21 protein-coding genes are annotated in these 23,664 nt (G+C 62.2%); 8 read left to right on the forward strand and 13 right to left on the reverse strand.

The window, feature by feature from the left end:
* The first annotated feature begins 58 nt into the window (after positions 1–58).
* The 4 genes from JI721_RS02655 (at position 59) to JI721_RS02670 (ending at position 2,987) form a co-directional block, all read left to right on the forward strand.
* On the forward strand, positions 59–400 hold the full coding sequence (locus JI721_RS02655; protein ID WP_274456528.1) for a YtrH family sporulation protein: 342 nt from the start codon (positions 59–61) through the stop codon (positions 398–400).
* 11 nt (positions 401–411) lie between these two features.
* Positions 412–882, forward strand: coding sequence for a sporulation membrane protein YtrI (locus tag JI721_RS02660; RefSeq protein ID WP_274456529.1), 471 nt, complete (start codon positions 412–414; stop codon positions 880–882).
* Positions 883–951: 69 nt separating this feature from the next.
* A complete protein-coding gene (locus JI721_RS02665) occupies positions 952–1,347 on the forward strand; it encodes a DUF1811 family protein (protein WP_274456530.1) in 396 nt (131 codons plus the stop codon).
* A 1,142-nt stretch (positions 1,348–2,489) separates the two neighbouring features.
* Positions 2,490–2,987, forward strand: a complete 498-nt coding sequence (locus tag JI721_RS02670) for a cupredoxin domain-containing protein (protein WP_274456531.1) — start codon at positions 2,490–2,492, stop codon at positions 2,985–2,987.
* A gap of 46 nt (positions 2,988–3,033) precedes the next feature.
* Here the strand turns inward: JI721_RS02670 and JI721_RS02675 are convergent, their stop codons facing one another.
* Both JI721_RS02675 and JI721_RS02680 read right to left on the reverse strand, forming a co-directional pair.
* Positions 3,034–4,134: a M24 family metallopeptidase gene (locus tag JI721_RS02675; protein ID WP_274456532.1), complete on the reverse strand. Its 1,101-nt coding sequence runs from the start codon at positions 4,132–4,134 to the stop codon at positions 3,034–3,036.
* A gap of 24 nt (positions 4,135–4,158) precedes the next feature.
* Entirely contained in the window at positions 4,159–5,274 is a 1,116-nt protein-coding gene (locus tag JI721_RS02680) for a YheC/YheD family protein (protein ID WP_274456533.1), read from the reverse strand.
* Positions 5,275–5,643: 369 nt separating this feature from the next.
* Here JI721_RS02680 and JI721_RS02685 point away from each other — a divergent pair, with 369 nt between their 5' ends.
* The gene (locus JI721_RS02685) at positions 5,644–6,867 is read left to right on the forward strand and encodes a glycosyltransferase family 4 protein (RefSeq protein WP_274457622.1); all 1,224 of its coding nucleotides are present in this window, start codon (positions 5,644–5,646) and stop codon (positions 6,865–6,867) included.
* Positions 6,868–6,984: 117 nt separating this feature from the next.
* Here JI721_RS02685 and JI721_RS02690 read toward each other — a convergent pair whose 3' ends face one another.
* From JI721_RS02690 to JI721_RS02700, 3 genes are all read right to left on the reverse strand, one after another.
* Entirely contained in the window at positions 6,985–7,644 is a 660-nt protein-coding gene (locus JI721_RS02690) for a flavin reductase family protein (RefSeq protein WP_307016598.1), read from the reverse strand.
* Positions 7,645–7,660: 16 nt separating this feature from the next.
* Positions 7,661–8,632, reverse strand: a complete 972-nt coding sequence (locus tag JI721_RS02695; RefSeq protein WP_274456535.1) for an alpha/beta hydrolase — start codon at positions 8,630–8,632, stop codon at positions 7,661–7,663.
* 90 nt (positions 8,633–8,722) lie between these two features.
* Positions 8,723–10,324 (reverse strand): FMN-binding glutamate synthase family protein, encoded by a 1,602-nt coding sequence (locus JI721_RS02700; RefSeq protein WP_274456536.1) that lies wholly within the window; start codon positions 10,322–10,324, stop codon positions 8,723–8,725.
* A gap of 300 nt (positions 10,325–10,624) precedes the next feature.
* On the opposite strand from JI721_RS02700, the gene JI721_RS02705 reads away from it, so the two are divergent.
* Both JI721_RS02705 and JI721_RS02710 read left to right on the forward strand, forming a co-directional pair.
* Positions 10,625–10,966 carry a PadR family transcriptional regulator gene (locus tag JI721_RS02705; protein ID WP_274456537.1) on the forward strand — a complete coding sequence of 114 codons (342 nt, stop codon included), beginning with the start codon at positions 10,625–10,627 and terminating at the stop codon, positions 10,964–10,966.
* Positions 10,963–11,598, forward strand: coding sequence for a DUF2812 domain-containing protein (locus tag JI721_RS02710; RefSeq protein WP_274456538.1), 636 nt, complete (start codon positions 10,963–10,965; stop codon positions 11,596–11,598). Before JI721_RS02705 ends, JI721_RS02710 begins: the two co-directional genes overlap by 4 nt.
* A gap of 640 nt (positions 11,599–12,238) precedes the next feature.
* Here the strand turns inward: JI721_RS02710 and JI721_RS02715 are convergent.
* The 6 genes from JI721_RS02715 to JI721_RS02740 all read right to left on the reverse strand — a co-directional run bounded on the left by JI721_RS02715 (position 12,239) and on the right by JI721_RS02740 (position 18,950).
* The gene (locus JI721_RS02715; protein ID WP_274456539.1) at positions 12,239–12,439 is read right to left on the reverse strand and encodes a hypothetical protein; all 201 of its coding nucleotides are present in this window, start codon (positions 12,437–12,439) and stop codon (positions 12,239–12,241) included.
* A 55-nt stretch (positions 12,440–12,494) separates the two neighbouring features.
* Complete coding sequence (locus tag JI721_RS02720) at positions 12,495–13,433, reverse strand: 4-hydroxy-3-methylbut-2-enyl diphosphate reductase (RefSeq protein ID WP_274456540.1); 939 nt, start codon at positions 13,431–13,433, stop codon at positions 12,495–12,497.
* 163 nt (positions 13,434–13,596) lie between these two features.
* Positions 13,597–15,126, reverse strand: a complete 1,530-nt coding sequence (locus JI721_RS02725; RefSeq protein ID WP_274456541.1) for a nicotinate phosphoribosyltransferase — start codon at positions 15,124–15,126, stop codon at positions 13,597–13,599.
* Entirely contained in the window at positions 15,123–16,067 is a 945-nt protein-coding gene (locus JI721_RS02730; RefSeq protein WP_274456542.1) for an inositol monophosphatase family protein, read from the reverse strand. Before JI721_RS02730 ends, JI721_RS02725 begins: the two co-directional genes overlap by 4 nt.
* Positions 16,068–16,071: 4 nt before the next feature.
* Positions 16,072–18,678 (reverse strand): S9 family peptidase, encoded by a 2,607-nt coding sequence (locus JI721_RS02735; RefSeq protein ID WP_274456543.1) that lies wholly within the window; start codon positions 18,676–18,678, stop codon positions 16,072–16,074.
* Between the two features lie 62 nt (positions 18,679–18,740).
* Complete coding sequence (locus JI721_RS02740; RefSeq protein WP_274456544.1) at positions 18,741–18,950, reverse strand: heavy-metal-associated domain-containing protein; 210 nt, start codon at positions 18,948–18,950, stop codon at positions 18,741–18,743.
* A 218-nt stretch (positions 18,951–19,168) separates the two neighbouring features.
* Between JI721_RS02740 and JI721_RS02745 the strand changes: the two genes are divergently transcribed.
* Positions 19,169–20,716, forward strand: coding sequence for a class II fumarate hydratase (locus JI721_RS02745; protein WP_274456545.1), 1,548 nt, complete (start codon positions 19,169–19,171; stop codon positions 20,714–20,716).
* Between the two features lie 1,015 nt (positions 20,717–21,731).
* On the opposite strand, the gene udk is transcribed toward JI721_RS02745, so the two are convergent.
* Both udk and JI721_RS02755 read right to left on the reverse strand, forming a co-directional pair.
* On the reverse strand, positions 21,732–22,379 hold the full coding sequence (udk, locus tag JI721_RS02750; RefSeq protein ID WP_274456546.1) for a uridine kinase: 648 nt from the start codon (positions 22,377–22,379) through the stop codon (positions 21,732–21,734).
* A 165-nt stretch (positions 22,380–22,544) separates the two neighbouring features.
* The gene (locus JI721_RS02755; RefSeq protein ID WP_274457624.1) at positions 22,545–23,537 is read right to left on the reverse strand and encodes a zinc-binding dehydrogenase; all 993 of its coding nucleotides are present in this window, start codon (positions 23,535–23,537) and stop codon (positions 22,545–22,547) included.
* Positions 23,538–23,664: the final 127 nt, after the last annotated feature.

Consider the following 23,664-nt stretch of genomic DNA (forward strand, 5'->3'; position numbering starts at 1 on the left):
TTCATCATATCATATTTGCCCGCCTTGTCCCGTATCTTGAAATGGGGGGTCCAGACCAATGCCATCGACCGGATCGGTATTTTTCCACAATATCATCATGGACTTCTGTGTATCGCTCGGCATGGTCGTCGGCGGCGCACTGCTCGGCGGGATCGCGGCGGTATTTACCCATGGCGCCCCCATGACCACGATGGTGCGTCTCGCAGGCCAGCTCAAAATCTGGGCGCTGGTCAGCACCCTGGGTGGCACGATGGACACACTCCGGGCAATTGAATCGGGCGTGCTGGAGCGCCAATTGATGCCAATGGGCAAGCAGTTCGCGTACCTCGTCGCGGCGTTTTTGGGCTGCCAGCTCGGGTACATTCTTGTCCGCTGGATGGCGGGCAATGACCTGCCATGAAACAGCGGTCTATGAAACTGCAGTCTATGAAACTGCGGCAATCCTTTGCCTGGATGGTAGTCGGGGTACTCATCGGCAGTTCCGGCATGAACCTGGTGCATGGGAGACAGTTCGAAAACCTGAACCTGGAAATCCAGAGCCTCCGTCTGCACCTGGAAGAAGCGGACCATGAGAACGCCCGTCTGTCCGCACAGCTCCACCAGCCCAGCACGGAGCCCCTCCTGCAAAACATCGACGTTCAGGCGAAGGCGCCCGACGGCCTGTCGCAGCTTCAAGTCGTCCAGTTCGTCCAGCAGCAGCTGCAATTTTTGGAAGGCCGCCGCATCGAAATCTTGATTGAGCAGCCAGAACTCCCCACCAACCTCCTCGAGGGTCGCACACTGACCGTCGACAACACCACCCTGACCATTCATGTCACGCAAACCGTGCTCGTTGGCGAAACGCTGCATCTACACGTCACGGCGACCCCGACGAAGAGCTAGGCCGGGCGCACCGCACAATGTACGGGCATGTTACACTAAAGGGAGAGTTCACCAAAGGAGCCAATCGACATGACGTCCCTCAACGAAGAAAACCAGCCGATGCAGCCCAGCAGCGAAAACCAGCCGATGCAGCCCAGCAGCGAATCCCCTGCGGATTTACGATACAGTGACATGACAGAAACCCAGTTGCAGCATGAGATGGACAAGCTCCGAGAGCAAGGGCAGCGCGCCTACGATCAGCAGAACTGGAGCGAATATAACGTCCTGATGACCAAATGGTATCTAGCGAAATCCTACTTGATTTTCCCGACGGTGCAAGTAGAAATCGGCAAGATGTACGACTTGACGGAGGAATACGACCGATTGACGGTCACGAAGCTTGAAGGGGTCATGGCATGGGGAATCCGCGAATCGGATGCCTCTGAAACCGCGGTCCCTATCGCCATGCTGAAGCTGACCGAGTGATGGATACGCTGGTGACTCGCCGAAGCGGCGAGGGCCCGGCACCGGCGCTGGTGCACTCGCCCGCCGCTGGTGCACTGGCCGCTGGTGCACTGGAGGCCGTTGGTGCACTGGAGGCCGTTGGTGCACTGGAGGCCATAAGGAACCTTTCCTGCCTAATCGGAGGCCCGGCACCGTCGGGCCAGCCACTTTAAGGCGGGTTTGCTACCTTATGCGAGGCGAGCTGCCCACACCCCAGCCGCCATTAGGAACCTTTCCTGCCTAATCGGAGGCCCGGCACCGTCGGGCCAGCCACCTTAAGGCGGGTTTGCTACCTTACACCGAGCGAGCTGCCCGCACCCCAGCCACCATTAGGAACCTTTCCTGCCTAATCGGAGGCCCGGCACCGTCGGGCCAGCCACTTTAAGGCGGGTTTGCTACCTTACACCGAGCGAGCCACCGACACCCCAGCCGCCATTAGGAACCTTTCCTGCCTAATCGAAGGCCCGGCGACGCCGGGCCAGCCACCTTAAGGCGGGTTTGCTACCTTACACCGAGCGAACTGCCCGCACCCCAGCCGCCATTAGGAACCTTTCCTGCCTAATCGAAGGCCCGGCGACGCCGGGCCAGCCACCTTAAGGCGGGTTTGCTACCTTACACCGAGCGAGCTGCCCGCACCCCAGCCACTATTAGGAACCTTTCCTGCCTAATCGAAGGCCCGGCACGCTCGGCCAGCCATCTTAAGACGGGTTTGCTACCTTACACCGAGCGAGCTGCCGGTACCCCCGCCACCATTAGGAACCCTTCCTGCCTAATCGAAGGCCCGGCACGCTCGGCCAGCCATCTTAAGGCGGGTTTGCTACCTTATCGGGGCGCGATTGGGGCGCCGCGGCGCGATTAGGGCGCGTTCGGAGGTCCAATGCTGGCATCTTCTGCCAATAGTGTATAAATTTTTCCAGATAGTCCATGCTGACGTGTAGGCATCAACTTTCCCGCACCCCCGCCAGCTAAACGGCGGTACGGGTGTGCCCCTCGGGCAGCCCGACACCCTGGCAGCCCGACACCCCGGCGCCCTGGCGGCCTGGGGCAACATCGCGGCACGATCACGATGCCGCACCACGCAACAGCGCAAATGTCGCCAATATCATCGTGAGGTGGATCAACCCATGGCCCTTCTGTTCACTGCATTCCTGGCAACCCTTCCCTACGGATTGTCAACACCCGCGCAGCCGCCTGCGTCGGTCAGCACGACTCCGCCTGCGTCGGTCAGCACGACTCCGCCTGCGTCGGTCAGCACAACCCAATCCCAACCCTCCGCCTCGTCCGCAACGACGACGGGACACACCGTTACGTACCAGATTGTGACGAATGAGATCAAAGCACAGCAAGCGGACGGTTCAACTGTGGAGGTCTATCGATTCGACCCCAGTGTGTTCGTGGTTCGGCAGGGTGACCAGGTTCGCCTGCAAATTCGCGGACTCAAGGGGCATGACCACCCCGTGCTCCTTGAAGGGTATCATTTGCACGCCGTGATCCACCGAAACCAAACCACCACACTGTCGTTTCAAGCCAACAAAGTCGGCACCTATCGATTGATTTGCACCACGCACGCGGACGCCGCGCATGAGGGGCCGATGGAAGCGTACCTGGTCGTGCTGCCGTAATTAGAAGGCGGCGGAACCACAATCTCGATCGCGCCCGCCATCCGTGTCACCCGCCAATCACCACGTCGTCCAGCCGCTTCGGCGCCTGGTTCAGCGAGCGGGCGCCGTCCGCCTCAATCACCACCAGGTCTTCAATCCGCACGCCAAATTTGCCAGGCAGATAAATGCCGGGCTCGATGCTCATCACCATGCCTTCGGCGAGCAGCTCGTCGTTCCCGCCGACCACGAAGGGGGCTTCGTGAATCTCCAGCCCAACGCCGTGCCCTGTCCGATGCGTGAAGTACGGGCCATACCCGGCGTCCTCAATCACCTTGCGCACCGCCGCATCCACCGCGCCGAGCGTGACGCCCGGTTTGGCCGCTGCAATGCCGGCCAGCTGCGCCGCCAGCACACACTCGTAGACCTTGGCCACTTCCTCCGTCGGCGCGCCGATGACAAACGTCCGCGTGATGTCGCTGCAGTAGTGCTGGTAAATCCCGCCCGTATCGACGATCACGGTCGTCCCCGCCGCCACCTTCGTCTCATCGGGTTCATGGTGCGGGGCGGCCCCGGCGGTTCCTGCCGCGACGATGGGGGGAAACGACATCCCCGCTGCGCCAACCGCCTCCCACAACCTGGCGAGTTCGGCGGCCACAGCGGCCTCGGTCACGCCCGGCTGCAGCGCCGCACGCACGCGATGAACCACTTCGTCGGCCATCTGCGACGCCCGCTCGAGTGACTTCATCTCCGCGGCGTCCTTTCGCTCCCGGAGCCAGCCGACCACCGCGTCAGACACCACCGGCGCTGGCGCGTTCGGGCGCGCCGCCATCAACGGCAGCAAGTGCCGCGCTTCCCAGTGACCATCAATCGCGATTGGGGTCGTCTCCCCCACAATCTTGGCGATCAGCGGGTAGGGGTTGTCCCCATCCTTCCAAAACTGCTTCTCCACTTCCGCCGCATCCGCTTCGTGACGGAACATTTCGTGTACAACCCAGATGGGATCACGGTCGGCAAACAAAATCAGCGCACTGACCCGCTCCCCGGTTTCCAGCCAAACGCCCGAGAAATAGTACCCCGCCGCGGGCGAGGTCACCACTGCCGCAGACAGCCCTTCACGGCGCAGCATCTCCCGCAAACGGGCGCGCCGCGCTTCACAAACCTCACGCATCGTCTTCTCTCCTCTGGTTTGACTCTACTGGCTATTGTACCGGTCGGCTAAATACCGCGCAAAGCCCGCGATGGATTTCATCATCTCCACCAATTCATCATCCGTCAGGATGTCCCTGCCGGGCCGCGCATTGCAGTCGTACACATAGTAACGGCCGTCCGGCGTGCAGCCAACATCCACCCCCAGCAGCCCGAACGTCGGGTGCATGCGCGTCAATTCCTCCGAGACCGCCAGCGCGGCTCGCGTGATCTGCACCAGCGCATCTTCGGGCATGTCAAACTCAGCTTGCAGCAAGCGGGTGCCTGTATCCGTTTCCGTGAGTGACAAGACTTCTCCACCCGCATGATAATTCGTCAGAATCGATCCCGGCGCCGCCTTTCGCTGGGTGATGCCGACCACACGCCAGGCGCCAGCGCGACCTCTGACCAATGTGACGCGAAAGTCGACCCGCCGGCCGTCGTGTGTCTGCAGGAGATCGACCTGTTCCTGCACGACCATTCGCCGCACCTGGTTTGCCCGGCTCAGAAAGAGCGTCAATTCCTCTGGGTTCAACGTCCGTTCCACGCAGTGACCATCCGGACGTTGCGCGATGACCTCAAAGCACGCCTTCGCGCGCCGCCGAATCACCGCAATGTCGCGCCCGCCCGAACCAAACACAGGCTTCAGCCAGAGACAGTCGTGATCGTCCAACAGGGTCAGCACACGCTTCGGCGTCGCTTCATACGCAGTCCAGGGGATGCTGCCCGGCCCCAGCGCGGCCTGCGCCAAGCGTCGATAGAGCACATCCTTGGCGGGCATGGCGGGATTGAAGTATGGAATGGACTGACGCCGGAGCGACCGCCGCATCGTCCGAAGCGCACGGCGAAAGCGCGGCAAGTCCGATAAGTACAACGCGTCGAAGACAACCGACCGCTTCGCCGGCAGGGTCGTCTTCGTCGCAACAAACGAGGCGGAACGAAGGTCATACGCCTCCCCGGAGAGGGCGCGGCCGAGACGGACACACGCCGCAGGTGTGACAAATACAGCCGGCAAATCATGTTCCCGCGCGGCCGCCGCCAGTGTCGAAAAGGCGAGCGATCGGCGTGGGGCATCCGCCTGCACGGGCGGCCCGCCAGTCACCACCACCAACACGTCGTCCACCTCCCGCCATCCCCGGGTGCTGCTTTCCGTTTCTACCCTATGATGACGGACCCATCGGCGCCATCACGCGTGTTGGAGAAGTTAATCGTTTCAAGACTGCCCGCGCAGGGACAATGGTCAAAGAGGCGCAGGGGCTATATCGATATCTATTTCTCCAATCCAAAGAATAAACAAATGATGTGGCTAGCGGAGACCCGTTCTGTAAGCGTAAACCAGTTCCCAAATGAGACGCGAGCGAATATAAACGGAATGTCCGCGCAGGAATCGACATGGACAAATGCCAGTCATCAACGTTTATCCGCCGTTTCCCTGGCGTACAAAAACACCGACTATGCCCTTCAATCCCGGAGGTGATGCGGTTTGACACAGGTGGTCCTGGTTGCGCCAGAAGGACTCCCCATTCCGCCAGTGCGCGGCGGTTCCGTGCAGATTTATCTCCAGGCACTGCACCGCACCTTGCGAAACTTCCCGGAAACGGCCGATGTGACGCTGATTTGTCCGGGGCCGGAAGCAGTGGACGAAAAAGAGGCCGAAGCGGATCCGATGCCAGCAAGGAAAACTGCGGAGGAGTCTCTCCCACTCTCTGACCGCCGCATCATTCACGTTGGCGGCAGGAAAGCGGCGTATCGAAACGCCGTGATCGAGCAGCTGCGAACCCTCCGGCCCGACATCATACAGGTCGACAACCGTCCGGACTTTCTGCCCCGCGTCAGGCAGGCGTGCCCGGCCGCACGCATTGTTTTAAACCTGCACTCGACCACCTTCCTCGGACCGCGGCACCTGCAGCCACAACAGGCCATTCCCACCCTGCGGCTGGCAGATGCGATTGTCGTCAACAGCCACTACCTCCGGCAGCGGGTGACCACCAAATTCGGCCTGCAGCGTGCAAATTGGCCGTTCACGGTGATTTACCCCGGCGTGAACGTGGACGCCTTCGCCGCGCCGCCGGATGCAGGCAGGGACGTCTCGCAAGCCGCCCGGCCGGGCACGGCGGGATTGGCTGCGAAAGCACCGGAACAAAGCCGCGCGGAGGAAGCCCGGCCGCTGCAGCTGTTGTTTGTCGGTCGCGTGATTGAACAAAAGGGCGTACACGTGCTGGTCGACGCCCTCGACATCCTGCGGAAGCAAGGTGTACCCGCCACGCTGGTGATGGTCGGCCGCGCCCCTGCATGGCAGCGGCGGTACGAAGGGCAGCTGCGGCGAAAAATTCGCACGTTGCCCGTTGCGTGGATCGGCTTTGTCCCGCCCCATGAACTGGCCCCGTACTATTGGGACGCGGATCTTTTGGTCTGCCCCTCGCAGCGGGACGAAGCGTTTGGGTTGGTGAACCTGGAGGCGATGGCCGCGGGGGTGCCCGTCGTAGCCAGTCGTTTGGGAGGCATTCGCGAAGTGGTGACCGAAGACGCCGGCGTTTTGGTCGCAAAGTACAAACGACCCGCTGCGTTTGCGCAGGCGATTCAGTCCTTGCACGCAAACCCAGCGCGCATGCAGCAGCTTCGGGAAGGGGCCCGCAAACGCGCGCAGGCCTTTCCCTGGCAGCGTACCGCGGAAGGCTTCCGCGACCTGTATCAAGCACTCGTGTCCGGACCCTGAGCAGCGGCAGATGGCCACGGGCGCAGGAGGGTCCGCGCACAGGTGCGGTCGACGCGACGTGCGACACACGCGCGAGCGGCAAAGTCGCGTGCGACGACCATCGCGATCGGCCGGCAGTTAGGGTTTGTCACCCTGACCGTGTTGGCGAAGCCAGTCCTCCGCGCGTGGACGAGGCATCTCAAAGCGATCTGTCGCACGCGCGTATTCGGCCCCCGCCATGCGCGCCACCGGCCGCAGGACATCCGGATCGATTCGACCGTGGTGGTACACATCCTCCCGCACGTGCACGAGCACGACCTTCCCCAGCACCAGACTGCCAGCCCCTGCCTGCGCCTCTCCAAAGTCCAGCACCTGCACCAGTTCACACTCCAGGTGAATGGGGCTTTCCAGAACACGGGGCGGCCGTACCTTCACGCTGGCGGTGGGCGTCAGGCCGGAGACCTCCCATTCGTCCACTTCCGGCGGGAACTCTGGCGTCGGCGACGTCACGTTCATCTGCGCGGCGATGGGCTCACTGACGATGTTCACGACAAATTCTCCTGTCTCTTCGATATTGCGCAAGGTATCCTTCTTGCTCCCATCGGCCCGGCGCATCGGCGCGAACGAAATGATGAACGGCTTTGGGCAGACGCCGTTAAAAAAGCTGAAGGCCGCCAGATTGCGGTCTCCCGCGTTGTTCACGGTGGAAACAAACGCGATGGGTCGCGGCACAATCGAGCCAATCAACAGCTTATAATTGTCGGTCCAGCTTTGCTGGTCAGGATGTAGTTCAATCATGATCATCGTCCTCCTGTCAGGATGTCCCCGCGAAAAAGCGCAGCAGTTCCGCCGCATGCGCTCGCCAGAACGTTTGGTCGTGCGCGCCTGGGTAGGTGCGGTAGATGACCTGGCTGGTGTCCTGCTGGCGCAGCACCGCGGCCAGGCGCTCATCTGCATAATAGAACGGGTCGTCGGTGCCTTCGATGATGGCAACCGGCACATGCAGTGGGTGGTGTTCCGCGTACGTAATTGGATCACGCTCGGCCTGCTCTGCCGGCGTTGGATAGATCCACGCGAGTTCTTCCGGCAGACCGCCCACCCACAGCGCGGCGCTCATGACGCCGGCTTTACTGTACAGGTTGGGGTGTGTGAACGCCAAATGCAAGGCGGCAAATCCGCCCATCGAATAGCCGCCAATGTACCGGCCGCTCGCAGTCGGAATGGTGCTGAAGTGGGCGTCGATGTAGTGGATAAGGTCGTGATCGAGCCAGGTCTCGTACATCCCCCGGCTGTACCCGCCGACGTTCTGACGGCGAACTTTTGAGGTGTTGAGGCCGTAGCTGTTGTCGATCTCAGGCGTAACGATGATGAGCGGCGCAATCTGGTGGTTCCGAATCATCCGCGTGGCGGCCAGGTTTACGTCGATGCCATCCCCGAACACCGGGGACATCCAGCTGTCCTGATTGCCGTCCTTGCCATGCAGCAAGTAGAGCACAGGATAACGTTTGGCAGCACTGTACCCGGGCGGCAGGTAGACGTCGACCTTCATGTCGGCATGGAGCGCGGCGCTGTAGAGGGTCAGGTGACGAATGGATGCGTCGGCGGTCAGCGCCCGCCCGGTCGATGCGGCCTGGCTGACAACCGTCTGCAGGGTGGGCAGAGAAGCGACCCATGTTCGGGCGTGTGACGAGATGACGCTGACAAGGCCGCACCCTGCTGCCACGGACGCTGCGGCGAGCACAGCAGCGCCTGTGAGCACCCGACGGACAAGCGATTTGCCTGACATGAAGATGCCCTCCCCATGCGCGACCCGGCCGGACGGCAGCCCGCGGCCCCGCACCCCACGGAGGGATGCGGACAGCCTCTGTGCGTGGCTTCAGCCGATCTCTTTGGCGGTCTGATTCGGTTTGGCCTGCGGCTCAGGCAGCGGGAATAATTCGGACAGGCGCACCGGCCGGCCGTATTCGTTCTTATACACGACGTGCTCACGCGTGAGCTTGCGCGGACTATCCACACCGCACGCGGCCGCGAGCGCAAACACGCCTGAGCGCAGCGTGACGATGTAGTTCATCACGCGCCACTGCTTCTCCTCCGGCACGAGCGCCGACATGTACTTGGGGTCAGTGGTGGTGACGCCGGTTGGGCACTTGCCGGTGTGGCACTGCATGGCCATGATGCAGCCGTTGGCCATCATGAACCCACGGGCCGAATTGACGCAATCGGCGCCTAAGGCGAGCGCGATGGCAACTTTGTCAGCAGAAATCAGTTTCCCGGAGGCAAAAATGCGGATCTTGTCCCGCACCCCATATCGCACCGCCGCGTCCACGACGGCAACCAGTGCCGGATACAGCGGAAGGCCCATCCCATCCGCCATGGACTTGAAGGTCGCGCCGGATCCGCCTTCGCCGCCGTCCACGGTGATGAAATCGGGATAAATGTTCCGACGCACCATCGTCGCGAAGAACGACTCCAGCGTCTGCGGGTGGCCGACCACGATTTTGATGCCGACCGGCTTGCCGCCCTCGTCCTGCAGCCGCTGGACGAACTCCAGCGCATCTTCCGCGTTCTTCAGGAACGGAAACCGGTTCGGCGAGTTGACGGTTTGTCCCAAGGGCACTTTCCGAATCGCGGCCACTTTCTCGTTCACCTTCGCCCCTTCGAGGTGACCGCCGCGAATCTTTGCGCCCTGGGCAAACTTCAACTCGAACGCCTTGATGTTCGGTTCCGCAGCCTTGGCCCGAAACTCGTCCCAGGAGAAAGCGCCGTGATCGTCCCGAAAGCCAAATAGGCCGGGGCCGATTTGCGCCACGACGTCCACGCCCGTCTCGAGGTGTTCGGGTGCGACGCCGCCTTCTCCCGTATTGATCCAGGCGCCCCCTGCCATACGCGCACCGTTTCCGGTGGAGAGAATGTAGTGCTCACCCACTGCGCCGTACGACGTGGCGGAAGCACCGAACATTCCGTGGAGCTTCCAAGGGTGGGTCCGCTTGGGGCCGACGACAATCGCGTCTTCTTCTGGATACAACCACCGGGAGGTTTTGGTGTCGATGAGTTTCTCCTCGCGATCGAACAAACCTTCGTGCTTGATTTCATACTTCTTGGCGGGCACAAGCGAGGTATTGTCCACGCGCAGTTCCTGTACCAGCAGGGGGAACATGTCGTTGGCAATGTAGTAACCGGGCGCCTCAAAATCCCGCTTGGAACCAAAACTCAACAGGTCCGACTGGTATTTCGCGGAAAACACCAGACCCAGAAAGTCATTTCGGGAGAACGGTTTGCCCTCCGTGTCTCCGTCAAACCAGTACTGGCGAAATTCTGGCCCCAACTTCTCCAACAGGTAGCGGACCCATCCCAAATAGGGGTGTGCCCGAATGACGGAGTGCTGGGGCTTAGTCGACAGCCATTTCAAATACAGGACAAATCCCGCAGGCGGAATGACGATGATCGCTAGAATGATGATGAGAAACGTGGTCAGCATATTAAAACTCCCTTCCGCTTTGGAAACCAGGTCATCGCTCTATGACTTCTAGCGTAACACTTTTCAGAGGATTTCGCAGGTGCGTTGACAGCGAAACGCCTTACGCATAATATGTTGATTATCGATATATCGTCTATTGATACATCTGAAGATGATATAGCTGGCGATGATATAACTGGCTGCGGATGATATAACCGGATGCGGATGATATAGCTGGCTGCGATAGATTGGGCGCCAATCGATGCGATGCCGATGGAGCATCCAGCCGCGGATGCACGGCGGCAAAAGGGGGTTCGCGCATTGCCTTCGACACAAGACGTCCCACTCACGGAAGCGCACTACTACATCCTGTTATCCGTGTACGGTGGTCCTTTACACGGGTACGGCATGATGCAACAGATTGAGCAGGTCACGTTGGGCCGGCTCAAGATTGGCGCCGGCACACTCTACACGGCACTCAACGCGCTGCTCAAAAAAGGCTGGTTAACACCGGAAGCAACCCCGTCCGAAACCGATTCCCGCAGAAAGCTGTACGCCATCACCGCAGCCGGAAAACAAGTCGTCGAGGCGGAACTGAAACGACTCGAAGAACTACTGGAGAATGGGCGAAAACTGACGGGTGACAGGAGGCCATCGCCATGAAACAACGAAAATGCACGCACGGGTCTGACCAGCGCCGCGATGGTGCACAGGACCCGGAAGGCCAACGTTCGCAGGAAGACCGCTGGATGCTGTGGTTCGTCTGGCAATTCGAGGAGCAGCAGCAAAAACTGGATGACCTGTCGAAGCAGGGGATTCACCTGGTGCATGCGAGGACGTGGCGCGGCACCTACGTTCGTGACCCCGCCCTGCGCTACGTGTATCGCCTGGACTACCAGCCCCTCCTCGAGTACAGACCGACGGCGGGCAGGCGGGATCGACAGCGAGAATACCTGGCACTGTATCGCGACGCCGGCTGGGAATACATCGGAAAAAGCGCCGGCTGGCATTACTTTCGACGGCCTTGGACGGAAGCGGACACGCCGGAACTCTATACCGACCGAACGTCCTTGCTGACCTTTTACCAGCGCATTCAGTATGTCCTGTGCTTTCTGTTTATCGCCGAGCTCGTTGGGCTCCTCGTCAACGCCTACAACCTGCTCATCCTCAACCGCGTGCTGCCGAAGTGGACGACGGTCGTTCCGCTGCTGATGGTGTACGCGGGATTGGTCCTGCTGCTCGGGTATGGGTTCGTGAAGATCCATCAGAGGGTCCGGCGAATGAAGCGGGGGTGATTAGCCCTAGGCGGCGTTGGAGCGGAGTGGAGTGGCGGAGCGGCCTGGAGATGGTGGGTGACCGCCGGGGGTGGCAGGCGTCGAGGAGGGGTGGGGGCTGGCGTTGAGGAGAGGCGGAGGAGTCAGCGGGGCGGGGGCCTGAGTCGCTGAGGGGCGGAGGTCCGAGTTGCTGAGGGGCGGGGGCTGAAGGTAGGAATGGTGCCTTAGCGCCGCTCGACCCGTCTCGATCCGGCCGCCTTAAGGCAGGAAAGGTGCCTTAGCGCCGCTCGACCCGCCTCGCTCCGGCCGCCTTAGGGCAGGAAAGGTGCCTTAACCTCCCTCCGACCCTCCCGGCTCCGGCCGCCTTAGGGCAGGAAAGGCTCCCTATCGCCTCCCGACCCTCCCGGCTCCGGCCGCCTTAGGGCAGGAAAGGTGCCTTAGCGCCGCTCGACCCGCCTCGCCCCGGCCGCCTTAAGGCAGGAATGGCTCCCTATCGCCTCCCGATCTACCGCTTCGCCCATGACTCCGCCGCCGGGATTTTGGCCAACGACAAGAACACCGAGCGCATGATTTGTTCCATGACCCATGCCTCCGTTCACCCGCACCCAAGATGTCTGTACCCGATGTGCTTGCTCAGATGTGCTTGGCGATCACGGCGATCTCAGAACAAAATATGCGTCAGCGAGACACCGCTGACCCCCATGTGATAACCAATCGCGAAGCCCAGCAAGGCGAGAAACGCGACCCAGAAAATCACCGAAAGAAATGTGAAGAACCATCGCAGTGCGCGCCGCCGCAGGACGGTGCACACAATCGCAAGAATCAAAACAATCGCCAACATCGCCCACAAAGAACCCGTCAAACCTGTTCGCTCCCCTGCCCTGTCTCACTATCTCTGCATTGCACCCCGCCCGCGGTTACCGCCGGGTCGTCGGCAGCAAACGGTCGGGATCGGCTGTGCGAACGGGTGTCCACGTCGCCGGATTCTCCTCGTCGTACTGCGCGAGGTATTGAACCACTTCATTGGTGATCGCGGTCGGCGTCGACGCCCCCGCGGTCACTGCCACACGGCGGACACCGCGCAGCCACTCCCGCTTGACCTCCGTCACGTCAGCCACCCGGTGCGCAGGCGTGCCTGCCACCTCTTCCGAAACCTGTGCCAATCGGTTGGAGTTATTGCTTCGCGGATCACCGACGACAATACACAGGTCGGCCTCACTCGCTTGCTCCGCGACGGCCTGCTGGCGCATTTGCGTCGCCATGCAAATCTCGTTGTAGATTTCTGCCTGCGGGTACTTCTGCTTCACCGCCTTCATGAGTTCCGCCGTGTCCCACTGGCTCATCGTGGTCTGGTTTGTCACGGCAATTTTCTCATTGTCAATCGAGAGATTGGCGATGTCTTCTAGGTCTTCGACCAAATGCACGCGATCCGGCGCGACGCCGCAGGCCCCTTCCGGTTCCGGGTGTCCTTTGCGGCCAATGTAGACAATATCGTAGCCAGCTGCAACGCGATCGCGAATCAAGTCGTGCGTCCGCGTCACATCCGGACAGGTGGCGTCTATCACGCGCAGTCCACGTTCGGCCGCGCGCCGCTTGACCTCCGGTGAAACACCGTGCGCCGTAAAAATGACGGTGCCTTCCGACACCTGTTCAAGCAGTTCCAGTCGATTGGCGCCGTCGAGGGTGATGACCCCCTCCCGCTCAAACGCGTCCACCACGTGCTGGTTGTGCACAATCATCCCAAGTATATAAATCGGTCGCGGGAGCGTCGGGTCATCCGCAGCCTGCTTGGCCATGACCATCGCGTCCACCACTCCGTAGCAGTATCCGCGCGGCGTGATTTTGACTACTTCCATCTCGCTCGCCTCCGCCCCAATTATAGCGCACACAGTTGGCCGCATGGGCATTTCCGGAACTTGGAACGCGGTCCGTGCCGCCGCGACCCGTCGCTTCGTCCCGCTTCGTCCCGCTTCGTCCCGCTTCGTCCCGCTTCGTCCCGCTTCGTCCCGCGCCTCGCAGTCAGCGCGGGGCGCCTGCCGGACGCTGTGCGTGCAGCAACCGCTGCTTTAAATCCCACAACCGCTGTGAGAGGTCGACGTGGTACTCGTGTGGGTTCACCGGGCGCAGAATCTCCGATGAGAACAGCTTCAACTGCGCTTCGACGCGGCTCCGAATGTTCTCCAGCGGCGGCAGTTCATACACCAGCTCACCGTCCTGAAACACCGGCTGCAACAGTGGTTCAATGGTGAAATCCTCAATCGTCTTTCGTTTATAGGTATGTACCGGATCAAACAACTCCAGCGGCTGACTGGGGTCGAATGCTTCGTCATCCAGCGCAATCAAATCGGCCGACGCGTACCCGTCCACGATGAACCGAAGCACTTTCTTCTTGCCCGGGTTGGTCACCTTGCTGGCATTTTCCGAGATTTTGATGCACGGCTCCATCACGCCGTTGACCTCGCGCGCCGCCAGCTTGTACACGCCGCCGAGCGCCGGGCAGTCGTAGCTGGTCACCAGTTTTGTCCCCACGCCCCACGAGGTGATTTGCGCACCTTGCAGCACCAAATCTCGAATCGTAAACTCATCCAGGTCAGACGATGCGACAATGCCCACATCCGCCAGCCCGGCTGCATCGAGCATCCTGCGCGCCCGTTTCGAAAGGTAGGCGAGATCGCCGCTGTCGATTCGGATGGCTGAGAGCCGGACCCCCTTCTCTGCCAGCTCCTTCGCCACCGTGATGGCGTTCGGAACCCCGCTGCGCAGGACATCGTAGGTATCGACCAAGAGCACCACGTTGTCCGGAAAGGTTTCTGCGTACGCCCGAAAGGCGTCCAGTTCGGACGCGAAGTTCTGAATCCAGCTGTGCGCCTGCGTCCCCATCACGGGAATGTTGAAACTCTGACCAGCCAGCACATTGCTGGTGCCAACACATCCGCCAATCACGGCGGCCCTCGCGCCAAACACCGACGCATCCACGTTTTGCGCCCGTCGAAGCCCCATCTCAATGACCGGTCCGTCCGGCGCCACCGGATTGGTCCGGGCGGCTTCCACGATGCGCCGCGCTTTGGTGGCGATGAGACTCTGGTGATTGACAAACGACAGCACCGCGGACTCAATCAATTGCAGTTCGAACACCCTGCCCTCAAAGCGCAGCAGCGGCTCATTCGGAAACACCACCGTCCCTTCCGGAACAGCCATTAGGCTGCCGGTGAACCGGAACCGGCGCAGTTCGTCCAGAAAGTCCTCGGAAAACTGCTGGAGACCGCGCAAGTAGGCGATGTCCTCGTCCGAAAAGCGCAGGTTGCTCAGATACCAGACAACCTGTTCGAGGCCGGCCGCAATGACATAGCCGTTGCCGCACGGGTTCGTACGGTAAAACACGTCGAACACGACCCGCTGGTCCTGCTGCCCTGCGCGAAAATAACCGTACATCATCGTCAATTGATAAAAGTCGGTCAACAGCTCGGCGCGCCGGCCGCGATAGGCGGGCAGCGCCGAAACCTCCGCCAGCCGTTGCAGCGGCCGAGACACAGGCGACGCTTGACTCATCGTTTTTTCTCCCCCGATCGTTCATCAGATCCAGCACCGACCAAGGACTGGATTTCCCGAGTCAGCGCGGGATGTCCGCTGGCCACGATGTCCCGCACCTGCAGCGTGTATGGGCCGCCGCCCAGCTCCGCCACCGTCCCGCCTGCCTCCAGCACCAGGCACACGCCGCCGGCGAGGTCCCACGCGTTGAGGTCGCACTCGTAAAAGGCATCGATACGGCCAGCCGCCACGTACGCCAGATGCAAGGCCGCCGCACCCAGCGCGCGCAGGTTCTTGACCATGCCAGAGAGCTGCCAACCGGCCTCCGTCATCCGTGCCCGCACTTCCCCGCGCGCCGGAAAGCCCGTCGCCACAATGCTCCGGTGGAGCGCATCGGTCTCTGTCACCTGCAGCCGCCGTCCGGGCATGGACAAGCTGGCTCCAGTGCTCACCCGCTGGCCCCACGCCTTCGCGTCCGCCGCGTTCGTCACATAGGCGCCAAGCCCAGCGATTGCATAGAACAGTTCGTCGCGGTAGGGGTCATACACCACACCCACCCGTAATGCCCCATGTTCGGCGTAGCCAATGGACACGACTGACAGCGGGATCGCGGCGACAAAATTGGTGGTCCCATCCAGCGGGTCGATGATCCACAGAGACGGGTGATCGGCCACCTCGGCGACGGCTGCCGCGGAGGCCTCCGTGCCCGGCGCGGTCGTCTCCTCGCCGAGAATGCTGTGGTTCGGAAAAGCCGCCGTGATGATATCGCGAATCATGCGTTCACAGGCGGGATCGACTTCGGTCACCACGTCCGCCAGCGTGGTTTTGATTTTCACGTCCTTCTGCTCATCAATGCGCGCCCGAAAGTACGCCCCCGCCGCAGCCGCAGCCTGCATCGCTGTGGCGAGAACGACTTGCAAATCCGCGCCAGGTTCTCGATGGGTGATGTCAAACACCTCCATGCGCTCATGCCTCTTCGGGCAGTGCAAACCGGGTGCCTGCGATGTCGAGCCCCAGGCCGTGCCCACCCGACAACCCCGCCAGCGTCGCGGGAAACAAGAGGACAGCGCTGCCTTCATTGGCGATTCGAAACGTCAGTTCGCCCGTCAATACGGTGCCGGTACCGGGCACAAACACCCCGCTTGGCGCCGCTTCGTACGCCGCCACGACCGACGGGCGCTGTTCTGGTTCTGCACCTTCCCAGGTCAGGAAGACGACGTTGGCTGCGGACTGGCCCATCGTCAGTTCCGTCGTCCGGTCGGACGCCTCTTCCCCTTCGGCCGCCGGCGCGTTGGATGCGAGGCGCCAAGCGACCTGCACGGCAAGAACGTCGCCGTACCCGTCCCCGTACAGCGCGTACGCACGCGTCCGCTCGACCTGCTGCACCTGCATCTGCAGCTTGCCGTCCAAGAGGTCTCGCCACTCCCCGGGTTTCGCGGGCGCCACCGTCTTGTGCGTGGGGATGTAGTGTTGAAACCAGGCCGCAACCCGCTTGAGCTCGTCTTCACGGTGCCGCGGTTCGCGAATGCCGTGGCCCTCTCGCGGGTAATGGACAAACTCCACCACTTTCCCAGCTTCGAGCAGCGCGTTGTACATCTCCTTCGAATTCGCGATAAAGGTATTGTCGTCCGCATCGCCGTGAATGATGAGGACCGGCGTCCGGATGTTTGTCACATACCGCGACGGCGAGCGCTCCAGGTACAGTGCCTCGTTCTCCCAGTAGCGCCCAAAGTACATCGTCTCCCAGCTTCGCCCCGTCGAGCAGCCGAAGTCCGTGAACAAACTCCAGATGCCAAACTCGGAGACCGCCGCCTGAAAGCGCGTGTCATGCCCAATGATCCAATTGGTCATATAGCCCCCGTAACTGCCGCCCATCACGCCCATGCGCTGCTCGTCGACCCATCCGGTCGCGGCCACCGCGTCGACGCCCGTCATGATGTCGCGGTAGTCGCCGCCGCCCAAGTCCATGTTATTGGCGTACAAATAATCCTGGCCGTAACCGATGCCGCCGCGGTAGTTGGGGGCAAACACCGCATAGCCGAGATCGGTCAGCCAATGCCAGTTCACATATTGGTGAAAGCTCATCGTCGCATGCCATGCTGGACCGCCGTGGATGTCGACCAGGAGCGGCACCTTGCCGATTTCGGCGTGGCCCGGCGGGAGGGCGAGCACCCCCTCCATCTGCTGCCCGTCAAACGACACCCACGTGAACGGCATCACCTTGGCGCGGGGCTTGTGCTGCCACTCTGCCTGAAAGTCCGTGAGCCGCTGCGTCTCCCCCGTGTCCAGACGGACGGCGAACAGCTCAAACGGGGTCACTGCGTCTTCCGCCGCGTAGACGGCGGTCTCGCCGTTCAGACTGACCGCCGCGTGCCGCACGACGGCCGCCGGATGGCCGACATCGCGCACCGTCATCGACTGCTCTAGAGACGCGCTTGACAGTGCGGCGGACACACCGGTGATGATGTACAGGGGGGCTGCCAGCCCTTTTTCATGCTGGACCAGCAGTTCGTCCTGACGCACCCATGCCACGGCCTGCGCATCGCCCACGATGCCGAGCGCCTCCGTGAGGTTCACAGGCTGAGCGCTGGCTTCACATCCCGGCGAAGCCGACGAATCCCGCGCCCCGGACGCGTCGGGTATCCTGTGCGCGCTGCCGTGACGGCCGGCGTCGGGCTCCACGCGGACCAGCCACACTTCGCTTTGCGAGTGCTCCGCATGTTCGAACCTCGGGGCGATGTATGCCACCAGGTCATCGTTTGGCGAAAAGCAGGCACCCTGACACGCACCCATCCGCGACACCAGCGGACGAACCTGCCACAGGCCCGCTTTGCCATCGGCTGCACGCGGTTTCTCCAACAGCCACAGGTTGATCTTGTCCCAGTCGTTGTTCAAACCGGTTCGATTCGTCGAAAACACGAGCTTGGTGCCGTCGTGCGACGGGGCCAGTTCGATGAGTCCATAATCCCGGTCGTAGATGGTGGTGACCTTGTCTCCCGCTGCATCGCACCCGAGTTCGATTTCACAAATCCGCTTCGGCCAGACGGCACGCTCTTCGTGGGTGAGGTCCCGCTTCTCCTCACTTCTCGCTTTCTCCCGCGCAGCCTCGAACGGTGTACGCTCCACATCGACAATCACGTACACAGCCCGTCCATCCCCGCGGAAGGCAAAATCGTACACTTGGCCCAGTTTGGGCGCAACGACGCGCGCTTCGCCGCCGGAGCGCGGCAGTATGTACAGCTGCATTTTCGCAGGCTCATCTTCGTCGTCCGAATCGCCGCGATCGCTCAAAAATCCAATATAGGCACCGTTGGGACTGTACGCCGGCGCATCATCGCGATATGCACCAAACGTCAGCTGGACCGGTTCGCCGCCCGTGATGTGCGTGCGCCACAGCTTGGTCCGGTACTCGCCTTTCTCCTCATCCAGGGTCCGGAGGGCAAACACGCACTCCTGACCGTCTGGGGAGACCGCCGCATCCGTCGGGATGCGTATGCGCAAGAGGTCTTCGATGCGCCACGACGCTGCCGGCCCTGTTCGCGGCGGCACCAGCCCTTGTTTCGAATCCGTCATGCCGGTTGTCCTCCCGCATCCATTTCTCCACAGAATATCATAATCCGGCCGCTGTTGGCGGGTTAGGGGCTCACAACTTCGTAGCCCACTTCGGCCACCGCTTCCCGAATCATATCCCCTGTGACGGATTCTTCCGCTTCCAGCTGCACGGTCCCGTCCTGGTGACTGGCTTTGGCACCGCTGACACCCGGGACATCAAGCAGCACCCCTTCAATCGCACGTTCACAGTGCGGACAAGACATCCCTTTGACTTTGATGACCCTGGTTGGCACGACGCATCCCTCCGCACTTCATTGTACATAAGCGCACGCACCCATGCACAACGTGCCGCAAGCAAGCGCGATGTCCCCTCGGCTGTCGGCTGTCGGCTGGATTGCTGGCTGGACGGTTTGTGAGGCTGCAGGAAGCACGTATGCACAGCCGCCGCGGTGCTATACTAAAAGGAGGAAACATGTTCCAGCCGATCACGTCTCTCCAAGGAGGATGCCCGATGACAGGACCGACGCGTACCGCACGCGATTCATTAGGAGAACTGCAGATCCCGGCCGAAGCCTACTATGGCGCCCAGACGGCGCGGGCCATCGCGAACTTTCCCATCAGCGGCCTGCACCTGCCGCACGCCTTCGTCCGCGCCCAAGCCATCATCAAGTGGGCCGCTGCCAAGGCGCACGTCGAACTCGGCGTGATCGATCCGGCGAAAGCGCAAGCCATCTGCGCCGCCGCGGAAGAAATCATCGACGGACACCTGTCTGAGTGGTTTGTGGTCGATGTCTATCAGGCAGGCGCGGGCACGTCGCAGAACATGAACGTGAACGAAGTCATTGCTGCCCGTGCTGCGGAGCTGTTGGGTGGAACCCGCGGGGACACAAGCGTCGTGCATCCGAACGACGACGTGAACATGTCGCAGTCCACCAACGACACGATGCACGTGGCCATGCAAATCGCGGGCATGGAACTGCTGGCCCACCGGCTGGACCCAGCCCTCGCCAAGCTGGAAGCCGCCTTGACGGCAAAAGCCCGCGAATTCGCGAACATCGTCAAAGCGGGACGCACCCACCTGCAGGATGCGGTGCCCATGCGCCTGGGAGACGAGTTTGGCGCGTACGCACAGAACATCGCACGCCATCGGCAGTGGCTGGAACAGGCGGCCGCCAACCTCCTCGACATAGGGTTTGGCGGCAACGCGGTCGGCACCGGCATCAACACCCCGCCAGGCTTCAGTGCAACCGCTGTGCGCTATGTCGCGCAGTTCACAGGGCTCAACTTTCGAATCGCGGCCAACCCCTTCACCTTCAACCAAAACCCGGACGAAGTGGTGCTGGTCAGCGGCGTGCTGCGAAACCTCGCGCTGGCGCTGCAGCGCATCGCCAACGACTTGCGGCTGCTGAGTTCGGGCCCGCGCACCGGTCTGGCGGAAATTGAGCTGCCGGCGGTACAGCCGGGATCGTCCATTATGCCAGGCAAAGTGAACCCGGTGATGGCGGAGATGCTGAATATGGTCGCGTACCAAGTGCAAGGCTGCGACACGACGGTGGCGCAGGCTGGCGGCGCGGGCCAACTGGAATTGAACGTCATGATGCCGGTGATGGCAGGCAACTTTCTGCACGAGATCACGATTTTGGCGAATGCCTGCGAAGTGTTCGCCGACAAATGCGTGGCCGGGATCACGGCGAATGAAGCGCGCTGCCGCATGTACGCGGAACACACGCTGTCGCTCGCGACGGCGCTCAATGTCGAGCTGGGCTACGATACGGCTTCGAAGATTGTGAAGCACGCCTTGGCGCATGATATGAGCCTGCGCGATGCGGGCCTCGCGCTCGGAATTGACGAAGACACAATGGCGCGGGCGCTGAACGTGGAGCAGCTCTCGCGGGTGGTGCCGCGCACCGTGGGGGCGAACGGGGGTGCGGCGGGGGTGACCGGCCCGGGAGCAGCAGGCGGCGCGGCGGGAGCCGGGGCCGGGGCGAATCCCAGCCGCGGCGGTTCATACGGGCGCCCACAGCCCCCCGCCGGCGGGCAGTGGGAACGCGGAGACTGACGGGATCGTCCAAGTTGGCGATGGCATTGGGCGGCGGGAGACGAGGCGGGAACGGAACGCGGATGGCAAGAGACGAGGCGGGAGGCCTTAAGGCAGGTTGGGTGCCCTAGCCACGCCTCTGCCGCCCGGCCGGCGGGCCTTTAGGTAGGTTGGGTGCCTTATGCCGAGCTCTTGCCGCCCGGCTGGCCGGCCTTTAGGCAGGTTGGGTGCCTTATGCCACGCCTCTGCCGCCCGGCCGGCGGGCCTTTAGGTAGGTTGGGTGCCCTATGCCGAGCTCCTGCCGCCCGGCCGGCGGGCCTTTAGGTAGGTTGGGTGCCCTATGCCGAGCTCCTGCCGCCCGGCTGGCCGGCCTTTAGGCAGGTTGGGTGCCTTATGCCGAGCTCTTGCCGCCCGGCTGGCGGGCCTTTAGGCAGGTTGGGTGCCCTATGCCGAACTCCTGCCACCCGGCTGGCCGGCCTTAAGGCAGGTTGGGTGCCTTATGCCGCACACCTGCCGCCCGGCCGGCGGGCCTTAGGTAGGTTGGGTGCCCTATGCCGCACACCTGCCGCCCGATTGGCCGGCCTTAAGGTAGGTTGGGTGCCTTATGCCGAGCTCTTGCCGCCCGGCTGGCCGGCCTTAAGGCAGGTTGGGTGCCTTATGCCGAGCTCTTGCCGCCCGGCTGGCCGGCCTTTAGGCAGGTTGGGTGCCCTATGCCGAACTCCTGCCGCCCGGCCGGTGGGCCTTAAGGTAGGTTGGGTGCCCTATGCCGAGCTCCTGCCGCCCGGCCGGCGGGCCTTAAGGCAGGTTGGGTGCCTTATGCCATGCCTCCGCCGCCCGATTGGCCAGCCTTAAGGTAGGTTGGGTGCCCTATGCCACGCCTCCGCCGCCCCACCGCCCGGCCCGTGCGACTTAAGGCAGGTTGGGTGCCTTATGCCACGCCTCTGCCGCCCGGCTGGCCGGCCTTTAGGCAGGTTGGGTGCCTTATGCCACGCCTCTGCCGCACCCCTGCCGCCCAGCCTCGACGCCATCTCCGGCCTCACAGTGCTTTCGGCCCGACCTGCACCCGCCCCGCTGTCTCCAGCAGAAACTGGGCGATGCGGGTTGTCAGGAGGGAGATGGCGATCTTGTTCTCCCCGCCTTCCGGAATGATTAAGTCGGCGTATCGTTTGGATGGCTCGATGAAGGCGTCATGCATTGGTTTGACGGTCGACAGGTACTGCGTCAGAACCGAATCCAGTGTGCGTCCGCGCTCTTGAATGTCACGTGCCAAGCGCCGGAGCACGCGCACGTCCGCATCGGTATGTACGAACACTTTGATGTCGAGCAAGGAGCGGACGCGTTCGTCCACCAGCACGTGGATACCTTCCAGCACAATGACCGGCTTGCTCGCCATTGGCACGGTCACGCCGGCGCGCGTGTGGCGGGCAAAATCATACACCGGCAAATAAACCGTCTGGCCGTTTCGGAGTGCCGTCAGGTGTTCGAGCAGGAGGTCCGTATCAAAGGCGTCCGGATGGTCGAAGTTCCGCTGCCGACGCTCCTCCAGTGTGAGGTTTGTCAGGTCTTTATAGTACGCGTCCTGCGAAATCAGGCCGACATTGTCTGCGCCCAAAGCGTCCACAATCGCTTCGGCCACCGTTGTTTTGCCCGATCCCGTTCCGCCCGCGATTCCGACCATCAGCATGTGCGTTCACCCTCCTGTTATACCTGTGGCAGTATACAACGTGATGGACGGCCCTGCAACGGAGGCGAGCAGTGCCTCTCCGCGACCTCCAACGCAGGCGAGCAGCGCCTCTCCGCGACCTCCAACGCAGGCGAGCAGCGCCTCTCCGCGACCTCCCAACTGCAATCACGCCATGCGCAGGCCGATCTTGCCGAGCTGCTCGCCCGCCTTCAAGCGCTCGAACGCCCGCCGATACGACGCCAGCGGAACCACTTCGTCGATGACCGGACGAATACCGTGCTGCTCGATGAACGACAGCATGTCCAAAAACTCCTCGTTGCTGCCCATCGTCGTCCCAAGCAGGTTATATTGACCGTAGAAGAACTGGCGAATATTGAGGGTCACTTCGTCCCCAGCAGAGGCGCCAAACGTGACGAGCGTTCCGCCCGGCCGCAATTGCCCAAGTGACTTCGCGAAGGTGGCTGCACCCACGGACTCAATCACAACGTCCGCCTTGCGCCCGCCAAGCTGCGCGTTCCAGTCGCCCGCGCTGTCGATCGCCTCATCTGCTCCCAGCGCCAGCGCCTTGGCACACTTGTCCTTCGATCGCGACGTGACATATACCGTCGCCCCCACAGCCTTCGCAAACTGCAGCAGGAACGTCGCCACACCACTGCCGACCCCGGGAATGAGCACCGTCATCCCCGCCTTCAACTGTGCCCGTGTAAACAGCGCCCGATACGCCGTCAGCGCCGCCAATGGCAGCACGCCTGCCTCCTCCCAGCTCAGGAAGGCCGGTTTGGGCACCACGTTTTCCGCCGCGATCACGATGTACTCCCCGAACGTCCCACTGGTGGGGTGGCCGAGAATTTCAAACCCGGCGGGCGGCGCGTCGGACTTCACGGGCCAGCCGAGGCTCGGGTTGATGATGACCTCGTCCCCCACCTTCACCCCCGTGACACCTGGCCCTGCCGCCTCCACGATGCCGGCGCCGTCCGCGCCCAGCACCAGCGGCGGGTCGGTCGGTTGACGCCAATTTGGCACAAACAAGTCACGATGGTTGAGCCCAGCCGTCTTCAGCCTGACCCGAACCTCGCCTGCACCGGGATCACGAACCTCAATGTCCTGCAGCGAAACCCCGTCCATCCCCTGCTTGCCGGCGTGTACCACAGCTTTCATCCTCATGCCCATGGCAGACAACCACCTCCGATAGATTCTGACTGTAGGCTATCACATCGTCATCTGGAGGGGTACCATCGAACGTCCAGATTTTGATATGCTCATGCGCAGGTGAAACATTTTTCGC

It is taken from the genome of Alicyclobacillus cycloheptanicus (assembly GCF_028751525.1).
GTDB lineage: Bacteria > Bacillota > Bacilli > Alicyclobacillales > Alicyclobacillaceae > Alicyclobacillus_L > Alicyclobacillus_L cycloheptanicus.

Bases quoted from the DNA above. Each gene is read 5' to 3' on its own strand.
- JI721_RS02735 (WP_274456543.1), bottom strand. From the start codon at position 18,678: ATGACGGATTCGAAACAAGGGCTGGTGCCGCCGCGAACAGGGCCGGCA.
- JI721_RS02675 (WP_274456532.1), bottom strand. From the start codon at position 4,134: ATGCGTGAGGTTTGTGAAGCGCGGCGCGCCCGTTTGCGGGAGATGCTG.
- JI721_RS02710 (WP_274456538.1), top strand. From the start codon at position 10,963: ATGAAACAACGAAAATGCACGCACGGGTCTGACCAGCGCCGCGATGGT.
- udk (WP_274456546.1), bottom strand. From the start codon at position 22,379: ATGCTGATGGTCGGAATCGCGGGCGGAACGGGATCGGGCAAAACAACG.
- JI721_RS02720 (WP_274456540.1), bottom strand. From the start codon at position 13,433: ATGGAAGTAGTCAAAATCACGCCGCGCGGATACTGCTACGGAGTGGTG.
- JI721_RS02660 (WP_274456529.1), top strand. From the start codon at position 412: ATGAAACTGCAGTCTATGAAACTGCGGCAATCCTTTGCCTGGATGGTA.
- JI721_RS02695 (WP_274456535.1), bottom strand. From the start codon at position 8,632: ATGTCAGGCAAATCGCTTGTCCGTCGGGTGCTCACAGGCGCTGCTGTG.
- JI721_RS02755 (WP_274457624.1), bottom strand. From the start codon at position 23,537: ATGAAAGCTGTGGTACACGCCGGCAAGCAGGGGATGGACGGGGTTTCG.
- JI721_RS02655 (WP_274456528.1), top strand. From the start codon at position 59: ATGCCATCGACCGGATCGGTATTTTTCCACAATATCATCATGGACTTC.
- JI721_RS02725 (WP_274456541.1), bottom strand. From the start codon at position 15,126: ATGAGTCAAGCGTCGCCTGTGTCTCGGCCGCTGCAACGGCTGGCGGAG.
- JI721_RS02665 (WP_274456530.1), top strand. From the start codon at position 952: ATGACGTCCCTCAACGAAGAAAACCAGCCGATGCAGCCCAGCAGCGAA.
- JI721_RS02700 (WP_274456536.1), bottom strand. From the start codon at position 10,324: ATGCTGACCACGTTTCTCATCATCATTCTAGCGATCATCGTCATTCCG.
- JI721_RS02670 (WP_274456531.1), top strand. From the start codon at position 2,490: ATGGCCCTTCTGTTCACTGCATTCCTGGCAACCCTTCCCTACGGATTG.
- JI721_RS02745 (WP_274456545.1), top strand. From the start codon at position 19,169: ATGACAGGACCGACGCGTACCGCACGCGATTCATTAGGAGAACTGCAG.
- JI721_RS02690 (WP_307016598.1), bottom strand. From the start codon at position 7,644: ATGATTGAACTACATCCTGACCAGCAAAGCTGGACCGACAATTATAAG.
- JI721_RS02730 (WP_274456542.1), bottom strand. From the start codon at position 16,067: ATGGAGGTGTTTGACATCACCCATCGAGAACCTGGCGCGGATTTGCAA.